Annotated in this window: 12 protein-coding genes; 9 read left to right on the forward strand and 3 right to left on the reverse strand. The window is 71.2% G+C overall.

All coding sequences use genetic code 11. The features are described 5' to 3' along the window. Positions 1-19 precede the first annotated feature (19 nt). The 5 genes from Q7T15_RS11695 to Q7T15_RS11715 all read left to right on the forward strand — a co-directional run bounded on the left by Q7T15_RS11695 (position 20) and on the right by Q7T15_RS11715 (position 4,886). Entirely contained in the window at positions 20-1,141 is a 1,122-nt protein-coding gene (locus Q7T15_RS11695; protein WP_304696439.1) for a GuaB3 family IMP dehydrogenase-related protein, read from the forward strand. 6 nt (positions 1,142-1,147) lie between these two features. After that, the gene (locus tag Q7T15_RS11700; RefSeq protein WP_304696440.1) at positions 1,148-1,888 is read left to right on the forward strand and encodes an SURF1 family protein; all 741 of its coding nucleotides are present in this window, start codon (positions 1,148-1,150) and stop codon (positions 1,886-1,888) included. Positions 1,889-1,897: 9 nt separating this feature from the next. Next, a complete protein-coding gene (locus Q7T15_RS11705; RefSeq protein WP_304696441.1) occupies positions 1,898-2,350 on the forward strand; it encodes a DUF3817 domain-containing protein in 453 nt (150 codons plus the stop codon). Further along, the gene (gene guaA / locus Q7T15_RS11710; protein WP_304696442.1) at positions 2,347-3,921 is read left to right on the forward strand and encodes a glutamine-hydrolyzing GMP synthase; all 1,575 of its coding nucleotides are present in this window, start codon (positions 2,347-2,349) and stop codon (positions 3,919-3,921) included. Before Q7T15_RS11705 ends, guaA begins: the two co-directional genes overlap by 4 nt. A 146-nt stretch (positions 3,922-4,067) precedes the next feature. After that, positions 4,068-4,886, forward strand: coding sequence for an SGNH/GDSL hydrolase family protein (locus Q7T15_RS11715; protein WP_304696443.1), 819 nt, complete (start codon positions 4,068-4,070; stop codon positions 4,884-4,886). Between the two features lie 72 nt (positions 4,887-4,958). Here the strand turns inward: Q7T15_RS11715 and Q7T15_RS11720 are convergent, their stop codons facing one another. The 3 genes from Q7T15_RS11720 to Q7T15_RS11730 form a co-directional block, all read right to left on the reverse strand. Further along, positions 4,959-5,765, reverse strand: coding sequence for a Bax inhibitor-1/YccA family protein (locus tag Q7T15_RS11720; protein ID WP_304696444.1), 807 nt, complete (start codon positions 5,763-5,765; stop codon positions 4,959-4,961). A gap of 93 nt (positions 5,766-5,858) precedes the next feature. Continuing rightward, positions 5,859-6,446, reverse strand: coding sequence for a hypothetical protein (locus Q7T15_RS11725; RefSeq protein ID WP_304696445.1), 588 nt, complete (start codon positions 6,444-6,446; stop codon positions 5,859-5,861). Further along, complete coding sequence (locus tag Q7T15_RS11730) at positions 6,443-6,733, reverse strand: DUF4190 domain-containing protein (RefSeq protein ID WP_304696446.1); 291 nt, start codon at positions 6,731-6,733, stop codon at positions 6,443-6,445. The genes Q7T15_RS11725 and Q7T15_RS11730 overlap by 4 nt, the downstream gene beginning before the upstream one ends. Between Q7T15_RS11730 and Q7T15_RS11735 the strand changes: the two genes are divergently transcribed. The 4 genes from Q7T15_RS11735 to Q7T15_RS11750 all read left to right on the forward strand — a co-directional run. Continuing rightward, positions 6,732-7,775 (forward strand): glycerophosphodiester phosphodiesterase family protein, encoded by a 1,044-nt coding sequence (locus Q7T15_RS11735; protein ID WP_370689152.1) that lies wholly within the window; start codon positions 6,732-6,734, stop codon positions 7,773-7,775. The two genes, Q7T15_RS11730 and Q7T15_RS11735, sit on opposite strands and share 2 nt — an antisense overlap. A gap of 69 nt (positions 7,776-7,844) precedes the next feature. After that, the gene (locus Q7T15_RS11740) at positions 7,845-10,238 is read left to right on the forward strand and encodes an ATP-dependent helicase (RefSeq protein WP_304696448.1); all 2,394 of its coding nucleotides are present in this window, start codon (positions 7,845-7,847) and stop codon (positions 10,236-10,238) included. Positions 10,239-10,343: 105 nt separating this feature from the next. After that, complete coding sequence (locus Q7T15_RS11745) at positions 10,344-10,679, forward strand: STAS domain-containing protein (protein WP_304696449.1); 336 nt, start codon at positions 10,344-10,346, stop codon at positions 10,677-10,679. Beyond that, on the forward strand, positions 10,672-11,043 hold a 372-nt coding region (locus Q7T15_RS11750), incomplete at its 3' end, for an ATP-binding protein (protein WP_304696450.1). The genes Q7T15_RS11745 and Q7T15_RS11750, both read left to right, overlap by 8 nt.

An 11,043-nucleotide genomic window follows, 5' to 3' on the forward strand; every position in this document is an offset into this window, starting at 1 on the left:
GCGCCGGTAGGCTGGAGCCGTGACGGACATCGAGATCGGGCGGGCCAAGCGCGCCCGGAGGGCCTACTCCTTCGACGACATCGCGGTGGTGCCCAGCCGGCGCACGCGCGACCCCGAGGTCGTGTCGCTCGGATGGAGCATCGACGCCCTCAAGTTCGACATCCCGGTCATCGCGGCGCCGATGGACTCGGTCGTGAGCCCCGAGACGGCGATCGCCATCGGGCGGCTCGGCGGCCTCGGAGTCCTCGACCTCGAGGGCCTCTGGACCCGCTACGAGGATGCCGCGGCGCAGCTCGAGCGCATCCGCGAGCTCGACGAGGCCGACGCCACTGCCGAGATGCAGCGCATCTACGCCGAGCCGATCAAGCCCGAGCTCATCAGCGCGCGACTGGCCGAGATCCGCGCGGCCGGCGTGCCCGTGGCCGCCGCGCTGAGCCCGCAGCGCACGCAGGAGCACCACGAGGCCGTCGTCGACGCCGGCGTCGACCTCTTCGTCATCCGCGGCACGACCGTGAGCGCCGAGCACGTCTCGAAGTCGAGCGAGCCCCTCAACCTCAAGAAGTTCATCTACGAGCTCGACGTCCCCGTCATCGTCGGCGGCGCCGCGACCTACACCGCGGCGCTGCACCTCATGCGCACGGGTGCGGCCGGTGTGCTCGTCGGCTTCGGCGGTGGGGCCGCATCGACGACCCGCTTGAGCCTGGGCATCCACGCCCCGATGGCGACCGCCGTGAGCGACGTCGCCGCCGCCCGTCGCGACTACCTCGACGAGTCGGGCGGGCGGTACGTGCACGTGATCGCCGACGGCGGCCTCGGCACGAGCGGCGACATCGTCAAGGCCGTCGCGATGGGCGCCGACGCGGTCATGCTCGGCTCGACCCTCGCACGCGCCGACGAGGCTCCCGGCGGCGGCTGGCACTGGGGTGCCGAGGCGCACCACCCCGAGCTCCCGCGCGGCAACCGAGTTCACGTCGGCCAGCTCGCGCCGCTCGAGCAGCTGCTGTTCGGGCCGAGCGCGCACGCCGACGGCCGGGTCAACCTCATGGGCGCCCTGCGGCGCTCGATGGCGACGACGGGCTACTCCGACCTCAAGGAGTTCCAGCGGGTCGACGTCGTGGTCGCGCCCTACCAGGGGCACTAGCCGACCGTGTGGCGCATCGCCCGCCGCCCGAAGTGGATCGCCGCGCTCCTCCTCGCCCTCGGCGTCGCCGCGGCCTTCGCGGCGCTCGGCCAGTGGCAGCTCGAGCGGTCGATCGAGGCCGCGACGGTCGTCGAGCGCGACACCGAGACGCCCGTCCCTCTGGAGTCGGTCGCTGAGCCGCAGGAGGTCATGACCTCCGACGCGAGCGGCCGCACCGTGACGGTCGAGGGCACGTGGGTGGAGGGCGATGAGGTCGTCGTCACGGGCCGCGAGAGCGGGGGAGAGCCGGGCGACTGGGTCATCCGCCACCTCGTGACGAGCGATGGGGCGAGCCTCGCGGTCGTCGTGGGGTTCGTCGCTCCCGGAGCGGGCATCCCCGACCTGCCGCTCGGCGAGGCGAGCCTCGTCGGCCGCTACGTTCCGAGCGAGTCGCCGCAGCAGTCAGACTTCGAGGCGGGCGAGCGGCGCGCGATCGCGGTGGCCGAGCTCATCAACCTGTGGCGGGACGTCGACCTCGTCTACTCGGGCTATCTGGCGGTGGCGGATGCTCCGCCGGGGCTCGAGGAGATCGCGGCCCCGCCGCCCGAGGCCGACGTCGAGCTCAACCTGCTGAACCTCTTCTACGCGATCGAGTGGGCGCTCTTCGGCGGCTTCGCGGTGTACCTCTGGTGGCGACTCGTGAAGGACGAGTTCGAGAAGGAGCAGGCGGCGCTCGCCGAGGCGAGCACCCCCAGCGAGCCCGCCTAGACTGGGAGCATGGCGCTCGGCCCCCAGCCCTCGGACATCCCGCTCATCCGTCGCACGCTCGCCGTCTTCAAGGTCTCGTCGATCGTCACCGGCATCTTCCTGCTCGGCCTCGTCGTGATGATGGTGACGCGCTACGGCTTCAGCCGCGACATCGAGCTGATGGGCGCCGACGGCTTCCTCGCCCTCACGCCGAAGGACGAGCTCACGGGCGTCAATCTGTCGATCGTGCTGCTCACCGTCCACGGCTGGCTGTACGTCGTCTACCTCGCGTGCGACTTCGTCCTGTGGCGCGTCGCCTACCAGGGGGCGCGCTCGTACGCGTTCCTCCGCTTCCTCTGGATCGCGATGGGCGGCATCGTGCCCTTCCTCTCCTTCTACTTCGAGCGGCAGGTGCCGCGCGAGGTCGAGGCGATCGTCGCCGAGCTCGACCAGCAGACCACGACCCAGGAGGCCGCCGCGTGAGCGAGACCGACCACCGCCCCGTTCTCGTCGTCGACTTCGGCGCCCAGTACGCGCAGCTCATCGCCCGCCGCGTGCGCGAGGCGAGCGTCTACAGCGAGATCGTGCCCCACACGATCACGGCCGAGGAGGTCGCGGCGAAGAACCCCGTCGGCATCGTGCTGAGCGGCGGCCCGTCGAGCGTCTACGAGCCCGGCTCGCCGACCCTCGACCCGGGGATCCTGCAGCTCGGCGTGCCCGTCATGGGCATCTGCTACGGCTTCCAGGTCATGGCGCAGCAGCTCGGCGGCGAGGTCGCGAGGACCGGCCGCCGCGAGTACGGCGCGACGACGACGACGATCCACGGCGACGGCGGCGCGCTCCTCACCGAGCAGCCCGAGACCCAGACGACGTGGATGAGCCACGGCGACTCGGTCGCGAAGGCCCCCGAAGGATTCCAGGTGCTCGCCTCGACCACCGACACCCCCGTCGCCGCGTTCGCGAGCGACGAGAAGCGGATGTACGGGGTGCAGTGGCACCCGGAGGTCAAGCACTCGGAGTTCGGCCAGCGCGTGCTCGAGAACTTCCTGCACCGCGCCGCCGGCATCGCCCCCGACTGGAACAGCGGCAGCGTCATCGCCGAGCAGGTCGAGCGCATCCGCGAGCAGGTGGGGGATGCCCGGGTGATCTGCGGACTGTCGGGCGGCGTCGACAGCGCGGTCGCCGCGGCCATCGTGCACGAGGCCGTGGGCGACCAGCTCGTGTGCGTCTTCGTCGACCACGGCCTGCTGCGCGCCGACGAGCGCCGCCAGGTCGAGGAGGACTACGTTGCGGCGACGGGCATCCGTCTCGTGACGGTGGATGCCCGGCAGCAGTTCATGGACGCCCTCGCGGGCGTCACCGACCCCGAGACGAAGCGCAAGATCATCGGGCGCGAGTTCATCCGCACCTTCGAGAACGCAGCGGAGGCGCTCGTGCTCGAGGCGCAGGGCGAGGGCGAGGCGGTGAAGTTCCTCGTGCAGGGCACGCTCTACCCCGACGTCGTCGAGTCGGGCGGCGGAACGGGCACCGCGAACATCAAGAGCCACCACAACGTCGGCGGCCTCCCGGAGGATCTCGAGTTCGAGCTCGTCGAGCCGCTGCGCACGCTCTTCAAGGACGAGGTTCGGGCGATCGGTCGCGAGCTCGGGCTGCCCGAGGCGATCGTGAGCCGTCAGCCGTTCCCGGGCCCGGGCCTGGGCATCCGCATCATCGGCGAGGTCACGGAGGAGCGCCTGGAGATCCTCCGCCAGGCCGACGCGATCGCGCGCGAGGAGCTCACCGCGGCGGGCCTGGACGGCGAGATCTGGCAGTGCCCGGTCGTGCTGCTCGCCGACGTGCGCTCGGTCGGCGTGCAGGGCGACGGACGAACCTACGGGCATCCGATCGTGCTGCGCCCCGTGTCGAGCGAGGACGCGATGACCGCCGACTGGACGCGCCTGCCGTACGACGTGCTCGCGCGCATCTCGAACCGCATCACGAACGAGGTGCCCGACGTGAACCGCGTCGTGCTCGACGTCACGTCGAAGCCGCCGGGCACTATTGAGTGGGAGTAGTCAAGCGTTCTGGGAGGCCCACAGGGAGAGGTCGCACCCGCGGGTGACGCGAGTACGTGCACGAACCGCCCCGTCTACTGTGCGCGGGAGTCAGGCGGGCGTACTCTGCGCGCATGTCCCCCCACCCGCAAACCCGAATGCGCTTCATGCCACGGCTCAGCGCCGTCTCGATACTCACGCTCGGCCTCGTCGTCGCCGCAGGGATCGCCCCCACCTCTGCAGCGCCCGGCGCCTCGATCGGCAAATCGGTCGGAGGCTCGTACGTCGCGCTCGGTGACTCGTTCACCGCCGGGCAGGGCGCCTCGCCGACGCTCGACGGCGTCTGCTTCCGGAGCCCGACCGAGAGCTACCCGGCGATCCTCGCGAACTCGAGCAGCTATCGCGACAGGACGGTCAACGTCGCGTGCTCGGCGGCCAGCACAACGCTCGTCCCCGGTCAGATCGCCTCACTTGGGACGGGGGTCGCGGCGAACGCCTCGCTCGTAACCATCACGGTCGGCGGCATAGACGCCGGGGTCGCGGCGATCGTCGCGGCGTGCGGGCAGGATTCGCAATCGCTCGCGTGCCAGGCGGCGTTCGGAACGGCGCTGCAGAACCTGCCTAACGTCACTCAGAGCCTCGTCGGCACTTACACCGCCGTCGCCGCCGCCTTCCCCAAGGCGCAGATCTACGTGCTCACGTATCCGCGGCTCTTCGACCCGATGTTTCCGGACCCCGTCACAGCGGCGACGGTCAATGGCGCGACCGACGCGCTCAACGGAGCGATCGGGCAGGCAGTCTCCTTAACCGGGAACCCCCGCGTCTCACTGATCAACGTCACCGACCGGTTCGCCGCGCACGGGATCGGCTCGGCAGACCCGTGGATCGCCTACGGCCCGCCGGTCGAGAGCTTCCACCCAAACGCCGCCGGCAACGCCGCCTACGCGGCTGCGGTGCGGGAGGTCGCGACGATCCGCGGGCGCTGAGCCCCGCTGCCCCACACCCAGAACGCAGAACGGGCCGCCCCGAGGGGCGCCCGTTCGTGCTGAGTGAAGCGACTACTCGCCGCCGCGCAGGATCGCGAGCATGCGCAGGATCTCGACGTAGAGCCAGACGACCGTGACCATGATGCCAAACGCGGCGGTCCAGCCGAAGGCCGCGGGGGCGCCGCGGCGGACGCCCTGCTGGATCGAGTCGAAGTCGAGCACGAGCGAGTACGACGCGAGCAGGATCACCAGGACGCCGAGCAGCAGAGCCACGGGGATGCCGAAGATCTCGCCGCCGCGCAGGCCCCACGGGTCGCTGTTGACGCCGAAGACGATGAGGCCGAGGTTGATGAGCGAGAACAGCGCGTAGCCGATGATCGCGATCATGAAGACCTTGGTCGCGCGCTTGGAGGCGCGGATCTTGCCGCTGCGGAACAGTGCGAGAACGACGCCGATGATGACGAAGGTCGCGATGACAGCCTGCGTGGCGACTCCGGGAGCGATCTGCTCGAAGATCGCCGAGATGCCACCGACGAACAGTCCCTCGAGGCCGGCGTACGCGAGCGTGAGCGGAGCGCTCGGCTTCTTCTTGAAGATCAGGACGAGCGAGACCACGAAGCCGGCGATGGCGGCGGGGATCGCGAGCAGCGGCACGAACCAGCCGACGGCGGCGGCGACCAGAAGGACGGCGAACGAGCCGACGATCTTCTGGATCGTGTTCTCGTACGTCATCCGGTCGGTCTGCTCCGCCGTGGCGGCGGGCCGGCCGTAGAGCTCGTCGAGCTGCTCGGCGCTCGGCGTCTGCGAGAACTGGATCGCCTTGGTCGCGTTCTGCGTGAAGGCGGGGGAGTTCGAGAAAGCGGGATTGGACGTTGCCATGGTTTCCTCTTCGACGTGTCGGCCGCGGGGAGGCTCCCCGGTCGGCACTGACACCAGTGTAGAGAGGGATGCTCGGCGAAGGAACGCGGAAGGCTATGCGCTCGCTGTGGGCGTATCGGTCGCGGTCGCGGCATCCGCGCCGCGTGCGGGGCGGCGGATGCTCGCCACGGGCCGGGCGAGGGCCCGAGCGCCCCAGGCCGACGCGACGAGGACGACGGCCGAGAGGGCGACGGCCACGGGCATCCAGCGATATTCGGTGAAGAGGGTCGCGCAGACCACGCCGTTCAGCAGGACCGGACCGACGGCGAGCGCGCTGCGCCACGGACGGTGCCGCACGAGGAGCCAGAAGAGGAAGGGGACGGTGAGGGTCCACATGGAGGACGGGCCCGTGAGCAGGAGCCAGACGACGAGCGTCGACGGGGCGAGAGGGAGGACGCGGCGCCAGCCGGCCGCAGGCATGATGAGCCAGCCGGCGACGTGGGCGGCCGAGCCCGTGATGAGCGGGATCAGGTTGCCGGTGTCGGAGGACTGCAGATGGAGGAGGCCTCCGGCGATGAGGAGGAGGCCGATCGCGCGTCGGTCGTCGTAGCGGCCCCAGCGCAGGGGGAGGCGCGCGGCGGGCTCGACCCACGGGGCGGGGGTCGCGGCCGGGGCGGGCGACGGGGCTGCGCTCTCGCTCATGAGCTGAGGGCGATCCAGACGGCGGCGACGACGATCACGAGCAGCAGGAACCACAGCCACCCGAGCCCGACGGCGACCCACGCCATGACGGCCCCGCGCTCGGCGCCGTACGAGCGGGCGATCTGGCCGGCGGCGAGGTGTCCGAAGAGGGCCGCGAGCGGGCTGAGGAGGACTCCCAGGATCAGGGCGAGGACGGCGAGCGGGTTCACGCGCGCGGCTCGAGCGGGCGGCGCGGGCGGTGCGGCGTCGGTCGGGGCGGGGCTCAGGCCGGGCATCCCGTCGATCATGGTCGGCAGGCTACCCCGTAGGGTGGTCGCCGTGATCGAGCCCACGCGCGCGCACCCGCTCGTCGTCGCCCACCGCGGAGCGAGCGGATACCGGCCCGAGCACACGCGGGCGGCGTACGAGCTCGCGATCGCGCTCGGCGCCGACGCGATCGAGCCCGACATCGTCGCGACGCGCGACGGCGTGCTCGTGCTGCGGCACGAGAACGAGATCAGCGGGACGACCGACGTCGCCGACCGCCCCGAGTTCGCCCACCGGCGCACGACACGGGTCATCGACGGCGAGCGGCTCACCGGCTGGTTCACTGAGGACTTCACGTGGGGCGAGCTGACGACGCTGCGGGCGCGCGAGCGGCTTCCCGGCACGCGGCAGGCGTCGACGCGCTTCGACGGGCGGTACCCGATCCTGCGGCTTCGCGACCTCATGGCGATCCTGGATGCGGCGCCCCGCCCCGTGGGCATGGTCGCCGAGATCAAGCACGCGACGCACTTCGCGGCGCGAGGCCTTCCGCTCGACGAGCTGTTCGCCGCCGAGGTCGCGGGCTGGAGCCCGGCGGCCCCCCTCGTCGTCGAGGCGTTCGAGCAATCGGTGCTGCGGCAGCTGCGCGATCGCGGGGTCGAGGCGCGGTACGTGTTCCTGCTCGAGAAGAGCGGAGCGCCCGCCGACCTCGCCGCGCGGTTCGGGGCCGCGGCGCTCTCGTACGCGGGCCACCTGACCGACGAGGGGCTCGCGCGACTCGCGCGCGAGGTCGACGGGATCAGCGTCGACACGTCGCTCGTCGCGCGACCGGCCACGCGCGGCGGCCCGGTCGTGGTGAGCGACCTCGTCGGTCGCGCCCACGCCGCCGGGCTCTCGGTCTTCGCGTGGACGCTCCGCCCCGAGAACCGCTTCCTGCCCGGCTCGCTGCGCATCGGCTCGGGCGGGGCGGCGCACGGCGACTGGATGACGTGGTTCCGCACGCTCATGGGCGCGGGTCTCGACGGGGTGTTCGCCGACCACCCCGACCTCGCGATCGAGGCGCGGGCGGCGCTCGCCGCCGGCTGAGCGCGCGGCCCGCGCCTGCGGCCGACCCCGGCGGGCGGCGTCGGGGGTGCGACCTAGACTTGGGCGGTCATGTCCTTCCTGCCCGACGAGTCCCTCGACATCCCCGGCCTCACGCCTCCGCCGCGCGCGCAGCCCGCCTCCGCCGCGACCGACGACCCCCTGCTCGCCGGGCTCAACCCGCAGCAGCGCGCCGCCGTGCTTTCGCGCGCCGAGGCCCTGCTCATCGTCGCGGGCGCGGGCTCGGGCAAGACGAGCGTCCTCACCCGCCGCATCGCGCGGCTGCTGCGCGACCGCGAGCTCTGGCCGAGCCAGATCCTCGCCATCACGTTCACGAACAAGGCCGCGGGCGAGATGCGCGAGCGCGTCGGGCAGCTCATCGGCCACGAGGCCGCGAACGGCATGTGGATCTCCACCTTCCACTCGGCGTGCGTGCGCATCCTCCGCCGCGAGGCGCAGCAGTTCGGGTTCACGCAGGCGTTCACGATCTACGACTCCGCCGACTCGCGCGCGCTCATCAAGCGCATCGTCAAGGACCTCCAGGCCGACACCCTCGGCCTCACGGTGAGCGCGGCATCCGGCAAGATCTCGCGCCTGAAGAACGAGCTCATCGACGCCGAGGGCTACAGCCGCCAGCTGAACCCGAACGACCCGACCGAGGTCATGTTCCTCGAGGTCTTCCGGCGCTACTCGGCCGAGCTCGCGCGCGCGAACGCCTTCGACTTCGATGACCTGATCGCCCAGACCGTGTACCTGTTCCGCGCCTTCCCGCAGGTCGCGGCGCTCTACCAGCGGCGGTTCCGGCACATCCTCGTCGATGAGTACCAGGACACGAATCACGCCCAGTACGCGCTCATCCGCGAGCTGACGCGGGCGGTCGAGCCGCAGCACGTGCCCGCCGACACCCGCATCGAGACCGACGCGACCGGGGGCATCCCCGCCGCGGCGCTCACGGTCGTCGGCGACTCGGACCAGTCGATCTACGCGTTCCGCGGCGCCGACATCCGCAACATCGTCGAGTTCGAGCGCGACTTCCCGGGCGCCGAGGTGATCCTCCTCGAGCAGAACTACCGCTCGACGCAGACGATCCTCGATGCCGCGAACGCCGTCATCGGCAACAACTTCGACCGCATCGCCAAGAACCTCTTCACCGAGGTGGGCGCGGGCGACCGGATCATCGGCTTCACCGGCTACAGCCAGCACGACGAGGCGCAGTTCGTCGCGGACGAGATCCAGAAGCTGCACGAGGCCGGGGTCCCGTACAACCAGATCGCCGTGTTCTACCGCACCAACGCGCAGACCCGCGCCCTGGAGGAGATCTTCATCCGCTCCGCCCTGCCGTACCGGGTGCTCGGCGGCACGAAGTTCTACGAGCGCGCGGAAATCAAGGACGTCATGGCGTACCTCATCGCGGTCGCCAACCCCGCCGACGCGCTCGCGCTGAGGCGCATCCTCAACACCCCCAAGCGCGGCATCGGGCCGGCGACGGAGACAGCCCTCGCCCTCCACGCCGACCAGCTCGGCGGCACGATGCGCGACGCGCTGGGGGATGCCGCGGCTCTCGGTCTCGGCCCGAAGGTCACCGCGGCCATGCTCGACCTCGCCGGCATCCTCGATGACGCGACCGCGACGATCGACACGGCGCTCGTCCCGGACATCCTCACGGCGATCCTCGAGCGGACGAAGTACGTCGAGCTCCTGCGCGCGAGCCGCGACCCGCAGGACGAGGCGCGCGCCGAGAACGTCGAGGAGCTCGTGGCGGTCACGCGCGAGTTCCAGCGCAACAACCCCGAGGGGCGGCTCATCGACTTCCTCACCGAGGTCGCGCTCGTCGCCGCCGCTGACGACCTCGACGACTCGAGCGGCACCGTCTCGCTCATGACGCTCCACACCGCGAAGGGCCTCGAGTACGACGCGGTGTTCATCACGGGGGTGGAGGAGAACCTCCTGCCCCACCAGATGAGCGCGCACGAGCCCGGCGGTCCGGCGGAGGAGCGCCGCCTGTTCTACGTCGGCATCACGCGCGCCCGCAAGAGGCTGCACCTCTCGCTCGCGATGACGCGCTCGACCTTCGGCGACACCCAGGTCGCCGCGCCGAGCCGCTACCTCCAGGAGATCCCCGCCGAGCTCATCGACTGGCGCGACGCCCCGGGCATGGGCAACCGATCGACATCGAGCCAGCGCGCGCTCGGGACGACCCGCAGCGGGCGCGAGCAGTTCAGCTACGGCACCTCGCTCCCGCCGGGGAAGCCCAAGACCGAGTGGGCCAATCGCGTGACGGCGACCGTGCGCGACAACGGCGACCTGACCCTCGTGGCCGGCGACCGCATCCGCCACGTCGACTTCGGCGAGGGGCGCGTGACGGCCGTCACGGGCATCGGGCCGAAGAGCATCGCCGAGGTGCAGTTCGAGTCGGCGGGTCGCAAGCGCCTGCTCATCAAGATCGCTCCGATCGAGAAGCTGTAGCGCCTGCGGGTCGTTCCGTACGCCCCGGCCCGCGCGCGTTGCGGCCGTCGCCCGCCCGCACGCACCAGAATGGGTGACGACGATCATCCGATGAAGGAGACGACCATGGATCTCGTGTCCATCCAGCACCCCGGCGGCATCACCGAGCTCACCCTCGACGGGCGCCTGAACATGGTCACCGCGGCGCGCGTGCGCGAGGCCATCCACGAGGCGATCGTCGCCAACAGCCCGTCGATCGCCGTCGACCTGTCGAAGACGTCTTTCCTCGACTCCTCGGGGCTCGGCGCTCTCGTGTGGGGGCTGAAGGCCGCGCGCGAGGCCGGCGGAGACCTCGTCCTCGTCAACCCGACCGAGCAGGTCGTGCTCGTCCTCGATCTGACCAACATGAACGCGACCCTGCGGTCCTTCTCGAGCGTCGCCGAGGCCTACCCGCATGGCTGACATGGTGGCGCGCACTCTGCGCATCACCTCCCCGCCCGACACCGTCGACACCGTCCACTCCGCCCTCGAATCCGTCTGGGCGGTCGTCCCCGACGTCCACCCCACTGACCGGATGTCCGTGGAGACCGCCGTCATCGAGCTCACGGCGAACGTCATCCAGTACGCCAATCGCGGCAACCCGGTCTCGTTCGCCCTCACGATCGTCGTCTACGACGATCGCATCGAGGCGACGCTGAGCGACGGGGGAGAGGTCGACGACGTCGGCCTCCACGACCGAGGCATGCCCGAGCCGATGGCCGAGCACGGTCGCGGAATCCCGATGATCCAGGCGCTCGTCGACTCCGTCGAGCACCGCCGCGTCGAG

Origin of the sequence: Microcella sp. (genome assembly GCF_030645145.1) — a bacterium.
Classification (GTDB): domain Bacteria; phylum Actinomycetota; class Actinomycetes; order Actinomycetales; family Microbacteriaceae; genus Microcella.

What these genes read in the sequence shown, in the direction of transcription:
- Q7T15_RS11705 (WP_304696441.1), top strand. Translation starts at nt 1,898, where the DNA reads ATGGCGCTCGGCCCCCAGCCCTCGGACATCCCGCTCATCCGTCGCACG.
- Q7T15_RS11715 (WP_304696443.1), top strand. Translation starts at nt 4,068, where the DNA reads ATGCCACGGCTCAGCGCCGTCTCGATACTCACGCTCGGCCTCGTCGTC.
- Q7T15_RS11720 (WP_304696444.1), bottom strand. Translation starts at nt 5,765, where the DNA reads ATGGCAACGTCCAATCCCGCTTTCTCGAACTCCCCCGCCTTCACGCAG.
- Q7T15_RS11725 (WP_304696445.1), bottom strand. Translation starts at nt 6,446, where the DNA reads ATGAGCGAGAGCGCAGCCCCGTCGCCCGCCCCGGCCGCGACCCCCGCC.
- Q7T15_RS11735 (WP_370689152.1), top strand. Translation starts at nt 6,732, where the DNA reads ATGGTCGGCAGGCTACCCCGTAGGGTGGTCGCCGTGATCGAGCCCACG.
- Q7T15_RS11730 (WP_304696446.1), bottom strand. Translation starts at nt 6,733, where the DNA reads ATGATCGACGGGATGCCCGGCCTGAGCCCCGCCCCGACCGACGCCGCA.
- Q7T15_RS11740 (WP_304696448.1), top strand. Translation starts at nt 7,845, where the DNA reads ATGTCCTTCCTGCCCGACGAGTCCCTCGACATCCCCGGCCTCACGCCT.
- Q7T15_RS11745 (WP_304696449.1), top strand. Translation starts at nt 10,344, where the DNA reads ATGGATCTCGTGTCCATCCAGCACCCCGGCGGCATCACCGAGCTCACC.